The organism is Psychrobacter sp. 1U2 (assembly GCF_051847575.1).
This window is the reverse complement of sequence record NZ_JBPYDC010000001.1, coordinates 25299-44264: the sequence shown is the minus strand read 5'-3', so window position 1 is coordinate 44264 and position 18966 is coordinate 25299. Positions and strand designations below refer to the sequence as shown.

Sequence of the window (18966 nt, the reverse complement as noted above, 5' to 3'; positions counted from 1 at the left end):
AGCAACCCGCTAGTGCGTCTTGACGCTAGCTTTTATGACAAGGACGACAAATGACAGATACACAGCAAAATAACTATCAAGCCGATGATCACATTGTTGAGCAAACTCGTCATCATATGGCAAACGAGACGAATAAGTCGCTAAGCATTGCGACGACTATTGATGAGATGCAAGCGCAGTTTTCGCGCTTATATAAGCTGAGCCGTGATCAGCCTATCAATGATTGGACAACTCGCGTTGAGCAATTAGATAACTTGGAGCTCATGTTAAGTGATAAGCAACATAGCTTAGCGCAAGCGATCAGTGCCGATTTTGGCTATCGTAGTGAGTCTGAGACGCAATTTGCAGAGCTATTCCCAAGCTTTACCGGTATCAGTCACGCTAGAAAATACGGCAAAAAATGGATGAAACCGCGCCGTGCTTCCATCTCAGCACTTTATATGCCCGCTCATAATGAGATTCAGCCGCAGCCGCTAGGCGTGGTTGGTATTATGGTGCCTTGGAATTACCCATTATTTTTGGCGGTAGGGCCGATAATAGATGCGCTCACGGCAGGTAATCGCGTCATGGTAAAAATGAGTGAAGCGGCGCCGAAATTTGCGCAAGCGTTTGCAGAGGCCGTGGCGCGCTATTTTTCGCAAGATATGGTCTGTGTAGTGTTAGGGGAGGTTGATATTGCTCAAGAGTTCAGCAAGCTGCCCTTTGACCATTTGCTCTACACTGGCTCAACCGCTGTCGGCAAAAAAGTCATGGCAGCTGCTGCGCCTAATTTGACGCCAGTGACGCTTGAGCTTGGCGGTAAGTCGCCGGTCATCGTGCTAAATGGTGCTAATCTTGAGTCAGCGGTTAACCGCGTGATGATGGGCAAAACTCTCAATGCGGGTCAAACCTGTATCGCACCTGATTATGTGCTAGTACAGCGTAAAGATCATGAGGAGTTTATCCGCTTAGCCAAAGAGTGGATGGATAAGCACTATCCTAATATTGCCGACAATCCAGACTATTCACGCATCATTAATAATCAACAGTTCAAACGCGTGAAGGGCTATCTCGATCAGCTGCCCGGTGAGGATGTGCATCTACTAACCGATGCCGAGCCTAATATCGACACGCGCTTGATGCCGCCGATTATCGTCAGCGAGCCTAACGATGATAGTGAAGTGATGCAAAATGAGATCTTTGCCCCTGTGTTGCCGCTAGTGCACTATGACACGCTAGAAGACGCTATCGATTATGTCAATGCGCGTCCGCGTCCTCTTGCATTGTATGTCTTTGGCGATGATCAAAATGAGATTGAGCAAGTGCGTTCACATACCGTATCAGGCGGCCTATGTATCAATGAAGTAATATTGCACGTCGTGCAGCATGATTTACCGTTTGGCGGTGTTGGTCATTCAGGTACGGGTGCTTATCATGGCCAAGCAGGATTTGAGCGCTTGAGCCATATGAAGCCTATTTTTGTACAAAATAAATTAAATGGTATGAATTTACTATTGCCGCCTTATGGTGGTTTCTTTAAAAGAGCAATGGGCTTAATGCTGAAATAGCTCTTTTTAAATGAATAGAATAATAAAATAGCGTTTATTTTGATAAGCGCTATTTTTTTGAAAAAATACTGTCAAAACCTGCCAAGGTTCTACATACTATTCATTACTCATATTTCATACCCATCTTTTATGGCGCTGCGATTACCGTCTCATAGCTACCAGCGAAAGGCTATACAAGCTAATATTTATAAAGACCAATAGTCATAAAAGCTCGCTTTGATCATAAGTAGTCATCGCTAAAACCATATATAGGATTTATTATGCGCCAATGGATTGCTTTTAGCTTACTCCTATTAAGCTCACTATTACTGCCTTTATCTGCCTCGGCTGCAGCTTCCACATCGTCTTGTGAGACCCCCATTAAGTTTGGCGCGCTTACTTGGGAGAGCGGGCAGTTCACTACAGGCGTCCTCAAGTACATTACTGAGAGCGGCTACGGCTGCGTCGTTGAAGAAGTACCCGGAGCGGGGCCAGCGCTTGAGAACGCGCTATTGCAAGATGACATACAAGTCATCGGCGAGCAGTGGATAGGACGCTCACCCATCTTAGAGCAAGCTATTGAAGACGATAAAGTGACGATCATTGGCGATACGCTAAAAGGCGGTGCGACGCAAGGCTGGTATGTGCCGCAATACGTAATGGATGATAATCCGGGTCTACGTCATTATCAAGACTTGCCAGAGTACGCTGAGCTATTCACTGATCCTGAAAGCCCTGATGAAGCCCGTTTTATGAACTGTCCTGCAGGCTGGACTTGTGAGATATTCAATGTGCGTCTACTCAAAAACACCGGCTTAGATCGTATCTTTAATGTCACTAGCCCTGGAACAGGAGCGGCGCTCGATGCTGAGATTTCCTCAGCATTTGAGCAGCGTAAGCCGTTATTGTTTTATTACTGGCAGCCGACAGGACTGATGGCGAAATACGACTTTGCACCGCTTGAGTTTCCTGAGCATGATAAGAAGTGCTGGGATGATTTATTATTAGCGAATGGTACTTCTGATTGTGTGACCGGCTTTCCCGTTTCGCCGTTAGCTATCGCAGTATCTACTCCGTTTGTCGATAGCAATCCAGAATTGACGCAAGCCTTCAAAAAAGTGCAGTTCACTCCCGACCAGCTCAATGGCGCGATCTTGGAGATGAGCGAGAATAAGCGTAGCGGTGATGAGCAAGCTTTGCTGTTTTTGCAACAAAACCCTGATATTTGGCAGAACTGGCTCTCTACAGAAGCCGCCACTGCATTAGCAACTGATCTAGGAATAAGCTTGACAGGTGCTAGCGCTGGCGATACGAGCATTGACTCACCGCTCAATGACGCCGCCCAATCGGACAACTTATTAGGTCTGTCATCAAGCTTTCCAGAATGGTCGCTTGAGACCCCGCTCAATAAAGCGTTAGCATTGGTCGTTCGAGATTATGGAGAGGTGTTTCGTAGTATTAGTCGCGTGACCTTGACATATTTATTATTACCTATTGAGCGCTTGTTAACGGTGATTCCCCCTTGGCTGATTATCGCGTTAGTGACGGTATTAGCTTGGTTTGGGGTGCGCAAAATATGGTTCGCTATCGCTTGCGGAGTAGGGCTATTCTTGATTGGCGCGTTTGGACTGTGGGGCGCTTTGATCGATACCTTAGCTTTATTAATCGTCTCGGTACTAGTTACTGTCGTCATCGGTATTCCTATCGGTATTGCGATGTCGGGGAGCGCCTTATTACGCAAAATCGTTACCCCTATTCTCGATGTCATGCAGACCATGCCAAGCTTTGTCTATCTGATACCCGTGCTGATGCTATTTGGTATCGGTAAGGTGCCGGCGCTGTTCGCTACCATTATTTATGCGCTACCGCCTTTGATACGTTTGACGACTTTAGGAATCAAGCAGGTCAATCATGAAATGATCGAAGCGGGTCGCTCGTTTGGTAGTACGCACTGGCAGCTGCTGATATGGATTAAGCTACCGCAAGCGCTACCGAGTATTATGGCAGGGATCAATCAGGCAGTGATGATGTCGCTGGCGATGGTGGTACTAGCCTCGATGATTGGCGCGCCGGGACTTGGCGAAGATGTACTGCAATCTATTCAAACGCTCAATATTGGTCAAGGGCTACAAGCGGGAACCGCAATCGTCATTGTGGCGATTATTATTGACCGTATCAGCCAAGCTTTTGGTCAAGGTAAGCGTGCGCGGCAAAAGACTATCGAAGAAGGCAGGCGCCCAACGATCGGTTAAGCCGTATTTGTGATTCGTCCTTACTAATAACAACTAAATAGCAAGCACTGACATAAATAATAAATACTGAGAAAAATGATGGATCATATTAAATTAGAGAATATCAGTAAGATTTATAATGCAAGCCCAAAGCAAGCGCAGTCAGCCTTAGACTTATTGGCTGACGGCATGGATAGTACGCGTGTTAAAGCACAAACCGGCTATTCGGTCGGTCTATACGATGTCAATTTAGCAATCGAAGCTGGTGAGCTGCACTGTATTATGGGCTTATCAGGCTCTGGTAAATCTACGTTGATACGCCATCTTAATCGCTTAATTGATCCTACTACGGGCAAGATTTGGGTCAATACGCAACTAGATAACAGCGCCACTCACAAGCCAAGTGAGACTAGCCAAAAGTCTTCACTAACCCATAACGCCAACTCTGCGATCAATATCTTAGATCTGGATGATAAAGGCTTGCAGCAGTATCGTCAGCATACGGTCAGTATGGTGTTTCAGCATTTTGGTCTGATGCCGCATCTAACCGTGATACAGAATGTCGCTTACGGACTGCGCGTGCGTAAGATGAGTGTCAGCGAGCGTCATGAGATTGCTCGTCATTGGCTAAATGAAGTCGGTTTGCCTAATTTGGAGCATAGCTATCCTGATGAGCTATCAGGCGGTATGCAGCAGCGGGTAGGGCTGGCGCGCGCTTTAGCCACCGATAATCCAATACTGCTGATGGATGAAGCCTTCTCCGCACTCGATCCGCTCATTCGTAGTCAACTACAAGATCAGCTACTAGAGCTACAGGCTCGGCTCAATAAGACCATCGTCTTTATCACTCATGATATCGACGAAGCGGTCAAGGTCGGTCAGCGTATTAGCATCTTAAACGGCGGCCGCTTAGTACAAACAGGGACGCCAAACGAGCTGCGGGATAATCCTGCCGATGACTATGTCGCGCAGTTTATGAGCGCTAAGCATTAAGCCATGATAGATAATGATATTTCGCGCTTAAAAACCTGCCTATAATTAGGTATTGCATGGCGTTCTTTTGAACGAAATATCATTACTTATTAACAGAATCTTAATATCCAGACAGTACTGTTAACATTAGCTCATTGTTTTAGCCCTATAATGCTCATATTATATAGCCAAAATAGGATGCATAAAGCAGAGTCGATTCGCTTCAGAAATAACGTAGTACGTTTAAATTCATAATACTATCAATCTAGAGAAAAAGGTCAGCCAAAACTTTTTTCTCTCCAATATCTACTCTATAAAGTTCATAAAACCTTTTCCAAGTTGGCTCTCATTTTTCACGAATCCATAATGACCTTTTTATATCAAAAGTGTTATGCAAAAGGTTTTGTCAAAAATAAATACCGCGCTTAAAGAAAAAACGATCAACGCTATAAATACAACGAATTGGGATAAGTAACATGATGAAAAACAATAAGCCTCAGCCACTTTGGTTCAAGCGTATCAGTGCGGCAAGCTTAACGACGGTATTAAGCGCTGGATTATTACTAGCCTGCGGTCAAGTCAGTAACGCTGAAAGTGGCGCGAATAACACGCCAAAAAGTCAAAATAAAGGGGTGAGCCGCTCACGTGATATGCTGCCATCTGATATGCTAAAACAAATACAAGCCTTGCCGCAATTGACCCAAGGCCTAGGTAGCGATGGCTCCTCAGTTATTGATCCAAACAAACCGACCTTGATAAAGTTTTGGGCAAGCTGGTGCCCGTTATGTTTAGGAACGCTCGAGGAGACCCAAGAGTGGCGCACAGATCCTAAGTTTGCTGATCTAAATGTCATCACCGTAGCCAGTCCGGGACATCTCAATGAAAAAACAGAGAGAGAGTTTGCAAGCTGGTACGCTGGTATTCAAGCCGACTATCCTAAATTGCCCGTATTAGTAGATACTGCTGGTGAGCTGATTAGCACCCTTGGCGTCCAAGTCTATCCAAGCTGGGCAATACTCGATAAAAAAGGCAATCTGGTACATTTGGTCAAAGGCAATATTTCAGCCGAGCAAGCCTATGCGCTAGCGGATAATGCGGATAATGACTTTGCAGAACTAAAGAGCGGCCAAACCAAACCAGTGCAAGCGCGGGCCTTAGATGATAACTCTAAGATAGAGACGATTAAGCAAAAAGATGGCGTTTATTATAATGATAAGGGCTTGCCCATTAATACGCGCAGCATCTACTTAGCGGGTGGCTGTTTCTGGGGCGTAGAAGCCTATATGGAGCGTGTTGACGGCGTTGTCGATGCGGTGTCCGGCTATGCCAATGGCGATACTGCCAATCCAAGCTATGAGCAAGTGATACGCGGCTCAGGGCATGCCGAAACGGTAAAAGTCACTTATGATGCCGATAAGACCGACTTAGAGACGATTTTAAAATACTACTTACGCGTGATTGATCCGACTAGCCTTAATAAGCAAGGTAATGATCGCGGCGTGCAGTATCGCTCAGGAATTTATTATACCGATAAAGAAGACAAAGCTGTTATTGACGCGGCGCTGACACGGGTGCAGAGTCAATATAAGCAGCCCATAGTCGTTGAAAATAAAGCGCTAGATAACTTCTATTTAGCTGAGATGTATCATCAAGATTACCTAGCCAAAAACCCTAACGGCTATTGTCATGTTGATTTGAGCTTAGCTGATGATAAGCCAGAAGAGACTGGCGGTAACGGCAATAAACCGACTAAACTTGCACCCGTCAGCACCGTTGCTGAGACTTTAGACCCAAAACGCTATTCTGACTTCGATAAAGGCGCGTTGAAGAATACCTTAACTAAAGCGCAATACAATATTACTCAAGAGGCGGGCACTGAGCGCGCGTTCAGTCATGAATATGATGACTTATTTGCGCCAGGCATCTATGTCGATGTGGTGAGCGGCGAGCCGTTATTTTTATCGACCGATAAATATCAGTCGGGCTGTGGTTGGCCGAGTTTTACTAAGCCTATCGACAAGCAAGTGATCACTGAGCGTGATGATTTATCTTATAACATGGTACGTACTGAGATTCGCTCGCGGGTAGCCGACTCACATTTGGGTCATGTCTTCCCCGATGGGCCAAAAGATCGCGGCGGTTTGCGCTATTGCATTAATGGCGGAGCGTTACAATTTATCCCCGTCAGTGTCATGCCGCAATCAGGGTATGCACCGTTAGTGAAATTGGTTAAATCGTAACCGTCTTGAGGTTATTAAGCGGCAGATAAGCAAATGCTAGATAATGGCGTTATACTTAAGCCCTATTTTGTTTGTTTTTATTTATCGCTGTTCGTCACAAAATCTCTTTATTACAGAAAATTCATACGCTAAGGTTACCGCATGGCTGTTACTTTTACCCCAATTATTACCTCACTGCTAGATAATGATCTCTACAAGTTCACTATGCTACAAGCAATGCTGCATCAGTTTCCGCAGACGCATGGGGTGTATCGTTTTCGCTGCCGCAATAACAATGATGCCGCTTATCCGCTAGCCAATATAAAAGAGTCACTAGAGCAGCAATTAGATAGCCTATGTCAGCTGCGGTTTTTACCTGATGAATTAGAGTACTTGCGAACGCTACGCTTTATGCGCTCAGATTTTGTCGATTATTTGGAGCTATTTCAGCTCAAGCGGCGCTTTATCACTGTGAGTACTGATAGCAAAGGACGCTTGTTTATCGATATTGAAGGGCCAATGATCCAAGCGATGTTCTTTGAGGTGTTTGTACTGGCTATCGTTAATGAGCTATATTTCAATGCGTTATCCAATCCGCAAGTCATCGCAGAGGGGCAGCGCCGCTTAGATGCTAAAGTGGCTTTACTGCATCAGTATGCCGAGCAGCAGGACAACAATGAGCTTGATGTACCGCGCTTTATCGTTGCTGATTTTGGCACGCGTCGGCGCTTTAGTAAACGCTGGCAAGCACATGTGGTCAAGACTTTGCATCAGGCCGAACCCAAAATTATCAGTGGTACCTCTAATGTGCTCTTGGCTAAGACACTAAAGATGACGCCAATAGGCACGATGGCGCATGAGTTTATGCAAGCGTTTCAGGCTTTAGATGTGCGTCTGCGTGACTCACAAAAGGCGGCACTAGAAGCTTGGGTGCATGAATATCGTGGCGATTTGGGTATAGCTTTGACCGATGTGGTAGGCATGGATGCGTTCTTACGCGATTTTGATTTGTACTTTGCTAAGCTATTTGATGGCTTACGACACGATAGCGGTGACCCTTATCTTTGGGGGGATAAAGCTATCGCCCATTATAAAAAGCTAAAAATCGATCCAAAAACCAAGATTATCACTTTCAGCGATGGCTTAAACTTAGAAAAAGCGTGGGAGCTGCATCAGTACTTTAAGGATCGCATTAGAACCAGCTTTGGTATTGGTACTAATCTCACTAATGACATGGGTCTGACGCAATTAAACATTGTACTCAAACTGGTGGAGTGTAATGGTCAGCCAGTAGCAAAAATATCGGATAGCCCTGGCAAAACCATGATCAATAATGACACTTATCTGGCGTATTTGCGGCAAGTGTTTGAGGTTGATGAGCCAGAGTAGGGTAGCTTTGTATTAGTGGCGTATGCTGGATTTTTAACCCAGCAAGTTCTTATTTGAGGTTGTGATGTCGAAGAGGAGTAGATGAGTCTAACTATTGCTCTTCATTCTCCTCAATTACCTCTTCAGCGAAGGCGGCATCTAGCGCTTGCTGTACGGCGTTGATGCGAGTTTCACAGACACGGTAGGCCGCGATAGACTCTTCAACTGTGGTCATGAGATTGTCGATATCTGGCTCATCCTGCTGCTGTAGTTCTGCGGCATTGGTTTTTAGAATATCGTAGGCCGCCTTGAAAGTTTTTGGGGCGGCTTTTTTACGTCTGCGAGTCGAAGTGGCCATAGGGTTTCCTTTATTGATAAGGGATTAATATTAGTTTGAAGTTTTTTGAAGCTTAGATAGTAAATACTATTGAGTTTATTGTATAAAATGGTACGTAGAACGCACCCTACGCGGTAATATCTTTAATCCTAATAAGCGCTACTAACGTTTAAGATTTGCGCCGTCGCTTGCCCATCTTTTAGTATAATTTTGATGGTTTGGTCAGGATAGAGCTGGCTGCTGCTAGTCAATACTTGCTGACCTTTATCAGCCATTAGCATGCTATAGCCTTGTTTCAGCACTCGCGTAGGCCGATGCAGTAGGACAATATCGCGTAGATGTTCGCTGTCGCGCTGCGCTTGCGCTAGCTGCTGCTCGGCGCTATGTAGTATCGTTTTCTGATAATTTTGGGCTGCGATACTAGCTGCCATCAATTGCTGGTGCGCGCCTTGCTGTATTTGAGCTTGCCAGTCGCTAGTCACTCTAGCCGCTTGTTTGACTTGACGCTGCGCGCTTTGCTGAATACTTTGCCAAGCGTAATTGCTGTCTTTTTGCAGCGCGGTAAGTTGCCCGATAGTCTGTGATTGGAGTTGGCTCAGTTGTCTGATACTTTGCTGCTGAGCGACTTTGAGCTGACGCTGCGCCGCTTGCTTGATTTGTGTTTGATAAGTCAAAGCCTGCGCTACTAAGCGGGCTAAGTGAGCGATAATCGCGGCTATCACTTTGGATGGCGTATCAAAACTGCTATGTGCCACTTCATCTAAGATAACTTTGTCGCGCTCATGACCGATACCAACCCAAACCGGCACCGGCTGCTCAGCGACTAATGCCGCAAGCTCGTAGTCATTGAGATAAGCTAAGTCACCAACCGCGCCGCCACCGCGAATAATCACTAAGAGATCAGGTAGGCGCTGATAGTTGTCATAAAACTGCTGCTGAGCGCTAACGATCGCTTGACGTATCTCGCTTGGCGCATGATTGCCCTGAAAGGTAGCGTGATGATAATGAAATTGGCAAGCACCAGTTGTCGCTAGACGATTGGCATCCGCTTGAAAGTCACCTAATCCGGCGGCCTTTTCTGGCGCAATGACAATAACGTGCTCGATATCGAAAGGGGACTCTAGCTGCTGATTGAGGTGTATCAGGCCTTCACCGCTTAAGCGATCAACCATCTGCGCGTATTGCCGCGCCAAGTCTCCTAGCGTGTAGCTTGGATCAATGTCTTCAATCGTTAAGGAGAACCCATATTGAGGGTGAAAGTTCGCCGATACTTTAAGCAGGACAGTCAGATCACGGCTGAGCGCCATACCTGTAGCGCGTTCAAACTTAGCAAGTACGCGCGAGGCTTTAAAGCGCCAAAGGTTGCCTCGGCAGCTGGCAACCACTTTACCGTCATCGTCCTTTTCGGCCAGTTCAAAATAATAGTGGCCGCCTTTGCTCGAGAGGTTACGAATTTCAGCCTTCACCCAAACTCGGTGGGCGAAAGTTTGCTTGACGACCATTTCAACCGCGCTTAAATAATCGCTTAGACGCAGAACGGTATCTTCAAGGTTATTTTCTAGACTACTCTCGACCTCAGCTAATTCTGCTTCCAAAGTTGCTAAATCTTTGGCAGGCGCTAAAGTTTTGGCGTTGGACGTGTTAACAGAGCTCAGGTTAGGTTTGCGCATAGAATCAGACCGAGTAGGGAGAATAAAAAATGAACGACAAAAAGATAAGTTGCTACGACATTCAAGCCCTCTACTTTACCTTAAAACATAGCGCTAAGCTAAACCAAATTGATAAAATGGCTCAAGTTTAAATAGGCAGCTCATGTGTTTAAGGAAAGGACCACATGCTAAATAAGCTTTTAGCCTTACTGGCAGCGAAAGTTAATCGTATATTCATAATCATCATCGCGTGACAATTCAGGAGAGCCAGTACCCAGTATAGTTCCTATTACCGCACCAGCTTGCCCGACCATGCGGCCAGTACGCTCATTTAGAAGTCCATTATATCTAACGGTGTCTTTGACGACGATGACTTGCTTACTACGACAAGTTTTGTTGGCACTAGTAATGGCGTTTTGCTGAGCTTGTATTTTAGTTTCGCCAAGTCCAGTGGTCTCATAAGTTGAGTCAGCGCGCTGGATAACGGGAGATGAAGGCGTACTTTGACACGCGCTGAGTGCCAGTGCTGCTATCAAGGTTGCTGCAAAGCTTATAGGCTTTATGACGCTATAAGTATTGCTAGGTGTTATATTAAATATGGTCATAAGATATTTTCCTGTTAATGTTGTGAGACGAACAGCTTCAAAAGATTAAAAAAATTATCAGTATCTATAAACCCTATATATTTAACCTATTTGCAACCTTAGCGTCTAGAGTCTTACTGTATATACTTATTTGCTGTCAGTGCCAAGGTTGAATGTTTGATAGAGCCTAGGTTAGTCGGTATCAGGATTAAAACAGCAAATCACTTGAAATATAACTCATTTCTAGCATAATTGACCTCACTCTTTTAATCAGTCGTTATTCTTATGCCCTTAATTCCTGCTCCTGCTGGCGTGCTAGAAGTTGATGCGCTTTGGCAACAAGACAATCCTTGCGATCCTAACACCGATACTGTGGCACTATTATGTCATCCGAACCCGCTATTTGAGGGCACGATGAATAATAAAGTGGTCACTACGATGTACCGTTTTGCCCGTGACAGTGGCATGCACGTGGTACGTTTTAACTTTCGCGGGGTGGGGCAGTCGACAGGAGAACATGACTACGCTGAAGGTGAGGTTGTCGATGCCATGACCGTGTTACAATGGTTGGCAGGACAGACCGATGCCCGCAAACTATGGTTGGGGGGCTTCTCTTTTGGTGGGTATGTGATTGCTCGTACCGCCGAGCAAGTATTAGTGTCGCCGCACGTCTGGGGATTAAGCGACTTTGAGATTGAGAATGTCGCGCTCATCTCGCCTTCAATCGAAAAAAATGATAGCGAGCACATTGCTTTGCCGATTGAGAAAACGTTTGAAATTTATGGCGATGCGGACGAGGTCATCTCACCTGACAATATGCAAGATTTTGCTGAGCGTTTAGGGATTGAGGTCAGTGTAGTCGAAGGCGCGGGGCATTTTTTTCACGGGCGTTTAACGGAGTTAAAAAAGCTATTAGAGCAGCATAGTTTCGGTCCTGATAGCTAATTGAGCGCTTAAAAGCGCAGGTGCTATTTATGTAGGTGCTACATAGCAGGTATCATAGAATAGCTATAGAATAATAGCACTAGGGCACGTTATAGTATCCGTATAGCTAGAATAATAATGATTGCTTTATATAAGTTGCAATATAGTCGTAAACATTTAGCCGTGTTGGTCTAGAGAGTAGGGTTGGTATAGCAAGCACAACTGCTTCAGCACACCTTATTTTGACGAGTCTATCCTTATTGTCTCAGTGCAAAAGACATAAGTTAGTAAGAATAGACGGCCAAAACACTTTTTTCATTTTGTTAAATATGAGTCGTATTATGAGATTATCTCCATTACAGCGCTACGAGCAAGCCATCAGCTCTGAAGACTTTACCCGAGATGAACAACAATATATAGCCATGAGCTATCTTGATGATCTTTATCATCAGCTTAATAATACGGTCGAAGAAAAAAAAGGCATCTTTGGGTTTTTTAAGTCTAAACCTGCTGCGCCAAAAGGCCTGTATATGTGGGGCGGTGTCGGCCGCGGCAAGACCTGGATGATGGATATGTTTTATGATTCGCTAACCATAGAACGTAAGATGCGTCAGCATTTCCATCACTTTATGCAGCGAGTGCACAAAGAGCTTAACCAGCTCCAAGGGCAGCCTAATCCGTTAGAAAAAGTAGCCGATACTATCTATGACGAAGCCGTGATTATCTGCTTTGATGAGTTCTTTGTTTCTAACGTCTCAGACGCGATGATCTTAGGCGATTTGTTTACGATGCTGTTCAATCGCGGCGTGACTTTGGTTGCCACTTCAAACATTGAGCCTGCAGGACTGTATAAAGATGGTCTCCATCGTGATCGTTTTATGCCAGCTATCAAAGAAGTTGAGACGCATACTAAGGTGATGAATATCGATTCAGGTATTGATTATCGCTTGCGAGTGCTACAGCAGGCGGAGCTGTATAAATCACCTATGACACGTGAGAACCATAACTGGCTTGCCAACCGTTTTGCTAGCTTATCTAATAATCTCAAAATTAGTAGCGAGCCTATCACCGTCAATGGCCGCGAGATTAAGATTAATGCCCGCACCGAAGATATCTTATTTTGCGACTTTCGCCACTTATGTATGCAGCCGCGCTCCGCTGCTGATTTTATTGAGATTGCCAATCGTTTTAGCACTGTCTTAATCAATGCTGTACCGGCGTTAAACGACGATCTGCGTGATCCAACTCGCCGCTTTATCTACTTAGTTGATGAGTTTTATGATCGTAGGGTCAAACTCTTGGTACGTGCTGAGCAGTCTATTCTTGATCTCTATCAAGGAGAGAAATTAGCTTTTGAGATTGAGCGTACCCGTTCACGTTTGCTGGAGATGCAATCAGAGGATTATCTAAAAATGAAGCATCGACTCGATGATGTTGCATAAGTATCTTATAGCGTTAATTATCTGATAATTCAAATGATAACAGCGTAAAAATTCTTTATAAAATGATAACAATAATAATGATAACAGCTGACTACTATAAAAGGATGACAAATGAGTACGCCAATAGAGCACTTAATCACCGAGGAAGATGAACAGAGCGTAGCAACCAAGGAGACTCCAAATTTTGAAGATGGCAGTCTTGAGAGCGACAATGATGAAAGCAATGTGGCAGGCAAGCAGCCGCTAGATGAGACTGCACTTTCGGAGAGTATGACGCTCAGCGATGAGCAGTTAATTGAGTGGATTAAATCTAGGCGCACCATTGGCAATCTACAAGAGCCTGCGCCTACTCATGAACAAATCAGAGCAGCGATTGGCTGCGCGGCAACCGCGCCCGACCACAAAAAATTGCGGCCTTGGCGCTTTATTATAAGCGAAGGCGAGGCGCGTCAGCAGCTGGGGCAAGCGTTACTTGAGGCGGCAGAAGCGCAAGCGGCAAGAGTAGGCGAGACGCTATCGGATAAGACTCGAAAAAAGACTGCCAATCTGCCAATGCGAGCGCCAGTGATCATCACGGTCGTCACCAAGATGCAAGAGCACAAAAAAGTCCCGCCCTTTGAGCAGATGCTAAGTGCCGGGTCAGCGGTACAAAATCTACTATTAGCGTTAATGGCGCAAGGCTTCGGTACCGTATGGCGCACGGGTCTGCTATGTAATGAGCCTGCGGTAAAAGCTTATTTCGATGTCGCTGCTGATGACTATGTGGTCGCCTTTATTTATACTGGTACGAGTCCAAAATCAAAACCTCGCAGAAAACCTATGGATATAGAGCCACTGCTGCGTTTTGAGTCTTAAAGACTTGTTACGGTTAAGAGTAAGGATGGTTGGCCTAGATTTGCGTTAAAAAAGTTGCGCCAAAATATTTTCGATAAAAAGTATAAAGCGCTTGAAAGCTACTGGCTTCGTTCTTTAAGCACTGACAATATGGATATAAGTATATGACAAGCTCCTCAGATAAAGAAAAGCAAAATAAAAATGCGAATCACGCTGATAACACAGAGGTCGAAAATCATCAAACTAAAGAAGATGCAGTCCGTGAGAATAGTAATAATAACGGCAATAGTAATGAAAACAAACCTACTGGCCTGATCGCTAGTATCCTTGATCGGGCTACTAAATCAGGCTTTGGTCGCAAAAAATTAAACCCTAATAAAGTTGAGGCGGCGGTAGCCAAACAAATGGATCAAATACATAAAAACCCAGAAAAGATACGTCTGACAGTATTGGGCGGCGGTAGTTTCGGTACCGCAATGGCAAACCTAGCAGCGCGAAACGGCTGTGACACCACCCTTTGGGTACGTAATAAGCGCACCGTCAAGTCTATGGCAAAAACGCAGATGAATAAAAAGTATCTGCCAGGGTATAAGCTGGATAATCGCTTAAAGTACAGCTACGACTTAGAAACTGCGGTTAAAGATAGAGATATTATCTTTTTAGCAGTACCCAGCTCAGCCTTTCGCGAGACTCTCAAGAACATCAAACCGTTTATTAGTGGCCAATCGATTGTTTCGCTCACGAAGGGCATGGAAAAAGATACCTTTGCAATGATGAGCGATATCATTAAAGATGAGTTGCCGGAAGTGAACTTCGGGGTGATGTCAGGGCCAAATTTGGCGGTTGAAATCATGAAAAATATGCCGTCAGCGACGGTCATCGCCAGTGAGTCAGAGCCGCTACGCCATGCCGTACAAGCGGCGCTACATAGCGCTTTTTTCCGAGTTTTCGCTAGTGATGATATTCGCGGTGTTGAGCTTGGCGGCGCACTTAAGAATATCTATGCTATCGCTATGGGCATGGCTGCCGCTTATGATGTCGGTGAAAATACCAAAGCCATGCTGTTGACACGCTCGTTAGCTGAGATGAGTCGCTTTGGCGTAGAAGAAGGCGCAAATCCGCTTACTTTCTTAGGTCTATCAGGCGTAGGCGATCTTTATGCCACTTGTAACTCAGAGCTGAGCCGAAACTTTCGAATTGGTAACATGCTAGGCCGCGGTATGACTATCGATGCGGCGGTTAAAAAGCTAGGGCAAACCGCTGAAGGTGTCAATACTATTCAGCAAGTACACGAAAAAGCCAGTAAGCAGGGTATCTATATGCCCATCACGCATGCTCTACACGCGGTCATCTACGAAGACAAAGCGGCGTTAGGAGTCGCGCTACATTTGATGGAAGCAGGCTTTCGCAGTGATGTAGAGTTTGTCATGCCGCATGACCATAGTAATGCGTCGCTCACCGCGCAGATGAATGCTGCTAGTAGTACAGGTGACAGTAATGACGATAGTCGCGACAACAGCATTGACAACAATGATAGTAATAACGACAAGAATAAATAATTCTTATTAAAGGTAAAGCAAATAAAGATTAGCAAAGGGAGTGCTATGAAGATTATACTTATGCGTCATGGACAAGCTGAGGACTATCCGCATCCAGATGGTAATCGATCCGACAGTGCTCGGCAGTTGACCGAATACGGTCGTCAGCAAGCAGCGCAAACGGCTGCTTATATTATCGAGCATTATCGTCCTGATCATTTTGTGGTCAGTCCGTACGATAGGGCGCAGCAGACGCTAGCAGAGCTACAAGCGCGTGCCCCCGATGTGCCAGTCAGTGTACAAGATAATATTACGCCCTCAGATGATGCTCATGCAGCACTGATAGCGCTTGGACATATTGAAGCAAACTGTCTGGTAGTGGTATGTCATATGTCTATTATAGCCAATATTGCCAGCTTACTAACCGGCGCTAGCCCTGAGGCGTTCTCATTAGCTGAAGCGCGAGTGTTTGAGATGGAGTTTGTGATGTCAGGAATGGCTAAAGAGAGTGACCGTTTTGTGCCTATGCAACTTTAGGCAGCCTTAATCAGCGTTAATAAATCGTGCCTTCTCAAAAAACAGTCAACTTCAACCGCTAAACACTAAAGGACGTCTCTATTGTTACATGTTTGGTTAAGACAGCAGCATAGCCCACTCGCAGTTTGGCAAGCAGAGGCTAAGCAGTGGCAGCTAGTAAACGACTGGCAGCAGCTGCAAGAGCGTTATAACAGTTATAAAGGCAGTAATGACAAGCGGCTATGTCTGTATTTTCCTTCTAGTCATTTGCTACATGTGGATACAGAGCTAAGCGTTAATCAGCTTAAGCAGTTAGGTGATACTGGTAAGCAGTACTTATTTGAAGAGACTTCAATCACGCCAGTCGAGCAGTTGATGGTGCGTCAGCAGAGTTACGCCAGTTACCATCATCTCTATGCGCTCGCGAAAGAAGATAGTGACTCATGGCAACAAAGCGCGATACTGGCAGGGTTTAGTATTGGCGCACTGCTGCCTGATTTTTTGTTATTGCCGGTGCCCGAGGAGGGCGCAGGTCAGCAAGTAGTGCTGTATCAAGATAAGCACACTACTTTGCTACGTCAGTCGTTGCAGCAGGGCATGGCGGTCAGCTACTTACCATTGGTAGTTGAGCGTTTACCTCATCTCAGTGAGCTATGCCTAGTAAGCGCTGTCGATGAGTCTGTAGCGAGTATAGAGACGTCTCAGCTCGCCGCTCTGCAATTACTATTTACTCAGATTTCCGCTCAGCCTGAGCCCGTCGATATACCCGACCGTCACGCTTTAAACTTTTTTATAAAAACCTCAGACACTAAACTCTCCCCTTATTTGCGGGTGGCCGCTATGGTGGCGCTATCAGCACTGGTATTACAAATAGCTACTGATGGTTTGCAAGCTTATCGCTACAACCAAGCAAGTGTGGCAACCCAAAGCGCTATCGGTAAACAATTTCAGTCTTGGTTTCCAGAAGATCGCCTTAATCCACGTACGCTATTACAGACACAAATGGAAGCTAAATTGCGCAAAAATAGCCAAGCTCAATCTGCCCATATGGCGATTCTGGCGCGTATATCGCCTCTCATTAAACAGTCTTCACTAACTGCGCAAAGCCTAGTTATGCAGCCAAGCTCCCTGAGTTTTACGCTTATTGCGCCTAATCGCAATAGCCTCGATGAGTTTGCAAACACGCTAGTCACCCAAGGAGTCGCAGCCAGTTTGCAAAGCGTCAATGGCAATGAGCAAGGCGAGTTCAGTGGGCAAGTAACGGTAAATATAGGAGATAATAACTTCGAAACTGGCGAGTTATCATCTTCATAAGCCGGTTCGTCAGTGTTATACGATAGGTCATTTTGACTATTTACAACTTATTATCATTTAGGTAAAAATAAGGCTCAGTGATGAATAGACCGCAGCGTCGTAATAAACGTAATATCACAAACCTTTCAAATTCTTCAAATATGGCGACTAGCAGTCCTGTCTCTAGTAATACTTTTTCTGAGCGTTTAAGCCGCTACCAGTCGACATTATGGACACGCTGGCAAGCGCTTTCTCCGCGCGACCAGTTGGCTTTAGGGGTTTTATCGCTATTTTTATTACTGTTTATCGGCGGTTATGGTGGCTATAGCGTTAATCAAGCGGCGAAAGACAGTAAAGAACAGTACCAGCAGCAAGTTGCCGATTATTTTTGGTTGCGTGCGCAGGCAGGTAATATTGATAACAACGCACTTAATGCCAGTACTGATGGCCAAGTCGTTGCTCCTGCCACTGCGGTCAGTTCGCTGTTAAATAAGGCGGGTATTGCGAATGCTCAGGTTGCAGCGGTTGGCGATACGGTACAATTAAGCTTTGCCAACCCAAGCCAAGCGCTTGTCAGCAGCGCGCTTAGTGAGCTGAGCGAGCAAGGTTGGCAGATCACTCAGCTCAATATGCAGCAAGATATCAATACCGAGCAAATTCAAGTACAAGCAACGCTCGCTTTGTAACGGTTCAGCTAGCATTCAATCTTGAAAATCGTTTTTATAATCGCAATATCAGATAGATGGGCGCTACTGAGCATCTAAGCTTTATGATTGAAGCTATGACTCGTTCTTATGGTTGTGCGCTTTAATTTTTTGCCATCATTACTGTCAAGCGCGATAGGGATACTTATTATGACCTCACCTGTTAACCCTAATTCTGATAACTCATCATCTCAGCCGACCTTAGAGAAGTCAGGGTCACGCTTTGAAAATAGCATTAATGCTGAAGAGACTTATGACCTCACACGCTCCAGACAAAATACTACTCTTAGTGATAAACAGCAGCGCTCGTTAATCACTTATAACCATCTTACCTATCTGCTTTATGTGATTAGTTATCTGACGGCAGGGCTGCTGTGGATTGTTCCTATCGCTATGAACTATGCTAAGCGTCACGATGCTGATGGCACTTGGCTGGCCACGCATTTTGATTGGCAAATAAAGACTTTTTGGTATAGTATCATCTGGTTTGTTATCGGTCTTATGATAACGCTCGTGGCAGTTGGCGGCTTAGGTATCAGTGTGCTAGCCGAAAGCAATAATCTAGCTATCGGCTCAGGGTTATTTACCGGTTTAGGTATCTTAATTATCTTATTTACGATCATTTGGCATTTATATAGAATTGCTCGTGGCTGGATTGCTCTGAGCGATAAGCGGCCTGTTCCTTGATGGCTGTTGTACTTAACAAATAACGTTAGCTGATGCTCAGTCTATCTAACAATCAAGTTGTTACAAGTTGTTGATTGCTAAAATTTATAGGTAATATTCGGGGTTGTTTTGGCTAAGCCCAAAGCAAGCTGATATAATCGCA

General features: G+C 45.2%; 16 protein-coding genes. 13 read left to right on the top strand and 3 right to left on the bottom strand.

What is annotated here, in order from left to right; genetic code table 11:
- The first annotated feature begins 116 nt into the window (after positions 1-116).
- The 5 genes from ACS8FD_RS00185 (at position 117) to pncB (ending at position 8337) form a co-directional block, all read left to right on the top strand.
- A complete protein-coding gene (locus ACS8FD_RS00185; protein ID WP_439274039.1) occupies positions 117-1547 on the top strand; it encodes a coniferyl aldehyde dehydrogenase in 1431 nt (476 codons plus the stop codon).
- A gap of 260 nt (positions 1548-1807) precedes the next feature.
- Entirely contained in the window at positions 1808-3778 is a 1971-nt protein-coding gene (locus tag ACS8FD_RS00180) for a glycine betaine ABC transporter substrate-binding protein (protein WP_439273882.1), read from the top strand.
- A 78-nt stretch (positions 3779-3856) separates the two neighbouring features.
- Complete coding sequence (locus ACS8FD_RS00175) at positions 3857-4750, top strand: ATP-binding cassette domain-containing protein (protein WP_439274038.1); 894 nt, start codon at positions 3857-3859, stop codon at positions 4748-4750.
- A gap of 458 nt (positions 4751-5208) precedes the next feature.
- Positions 5209-6969, top strand: coding sequence for a bifunctional peptide-methionine (S)-S-oxide reductase MsrA/peptide-methionine (R)-S-oxide reductase MsrB (gene msrAB, locus ACS8FD_RS00170; RefSeq protein WP_439274037.1), 1761 nt, complete (start codon positions 5209-5211; stop codon positions 6967-6969).
- 141 nt (positions 6970-7110) lie between these two features.
- Positions 7111-8337: a nicotinate phosphoribosyltransferase gene (gene pncB / locus ACS8FD_RS00165; protein ID WP_439273881.1), complete on the top strand. Its 1227-nt coding sequence runs from the start codon at positions 7111-7113 to the stop codon at positions 8335-8337.
- A gap of 91 nt (positions 8338-8428) precedes the next feature.
- Here the strand turns inward: pncB and xseB are convergent, their stop codons facing one another.
- The 3 genes from xseB to ACS8FD_RS00150 all read right to left on the bottom strand — a co-directional run bounded on the left by xseB (position 8429) and on the right by ACS8FD_RS00150 (position 10907).
- A complete protein-coding gene (gene xseB / locus ACS8FD_RS00160; protein WP_439273880.1) occupies positions 8429-8674 on the bottom strand; it encodes an exodeoxyribonuclease VII small subunit in 246 nt (81 codons plus the stop codon).
- 128 nt (positions 8675-8802) lie between these two features.
- Positions 8803-10323 carry an exodeoxyribonuclease VII large subunit gene (gene xseA / locus ACS8FD_RS00155; protein WP_439273879.1) on the bottom strand — a complete coding sequence of 507 codons (1521 nt, stop codon included), beginning with the start codon at positions 10321-10323 and terminating at the stop codon, positions 8803-8805.
- 185 nt (positions 10324-10508) lie between these two features.
- Complete coding sequence (locus tag ACS8FD_RS00150; RefSeq protein ID WP_439273878.1) at positions 10509-10907, bottom strand: hypothetical protein; 399 nt, start codon at positions 10905-10907, stop codon at positions 10509-10511.
- A gap of 264 nt (positions 10908-11171) precedes the next feature.
- Between ACS8FD_RS00150 and ACS8FD_RS00145 the strand changes: the two genes are divergently transcribed.
- The 8 genes from ACS8FD_RS00145 (at position 11172) to ACS8FD_RS00110 (ending at position 18824) form a co-directional block, all read left to right on the top strand.
- Positions 11172-11831, top strand: coding sequence for an alpha/beta hydrolase (locus ACS8FD_RS00145; protein WP_439273877.1), 660 nt, complete (start codon positions 11172-11174; stop codon positions 11829-11831).
- 320 nt (positions 11832-12151) lie between these two features.
- Positions 12152-13252, top strand: coding sequence for a cell division protein ZapE (gene zapE, locus ACS8FD_RS00140; protein ID WP_439273876.1), 1101 nt, complete (start codon positions 12152-12154; stop codon positions 13250-13252).
- 111 nt (positions 13253-13363) lie between these two features.
- Complete coding sequence (locus ACS8FD_RS00135) at positions 13364-14107, top strand: nitroreductase family protein (RefSeq protein ID WP_439273875.1); 744 nt, start codon at positions 13364-13366, stop codon at positions 14105-14107.
- A 143-nt stretch (positions 14108-14250) separates the two neighbouring features.
- Positions 14251-15645: an NAD(P)H-dependent glycerol-3-phosphate dehydrogenase gene (locus ACS8FD_RS00130; RefSeq protein WP_439273874.1), complete on the top strand. Its 1395-nt coding sequence runs from the start codon at positions 14251-14253 to the stop codon at positions 15643-15645.
- A gap of 45 nt (positions 15646-15690) precedes the next feature.
- Positions 15691-16161 carry a SixA phosphatase family protein gene (locus tag ACS8FD_RS00125; RefSeq protein WP_439273873.1) on the top strand — a complete coding sequence of 157 codons (471 nt, stop codon included), beginning with the start codon at positions 15691-15693 and terminating at the stop codon, positions 16159-16161.
- A gap of 81 nt (positions 16162-16242) precedes the next feature.
- The gene (gene gspL / locus ACS8FD_RS00120) at positions 16243-17454 is read left to right on the top strand and encodes a type II secretion system protein GspL (protein WP_439273872.1); all 1212 of its coding nucleotides are present in this window, start codon (positions 16243-16245) and stop codon (positions 17452-17454) included.
- Between the two features lie 80 nt (positions 17455-17534).
- Positions 17535-18119 carry a type II secretion system protein GspM gene (gene gspM / locus ACS8FD_RS00115; RefSeq protein ID WP_439273871.1) on the top strand — a complete coding sequence of 195 codons (585 nt, stop codon included), beginning with the start codon at positions 17535-17537 and terminating at the stop codon, positions 18117-18119.
- Between the two features lie 168 nt (positions 18120-18287).
- Positions 18288-18824 carry a DUF4870 family protein gene (locus ACS8FD_RS00110; RefSeq protein WP_439273870.1) on the top strand — a complete coding sequence of 179 codons (537 nt, stop codon included), beginning with the start codon at positions 18288-18290 and terminating at the stop codon, positions 18822-18824.
- Positions 18825-18966 lie beyond the last annotated feature (142 nt).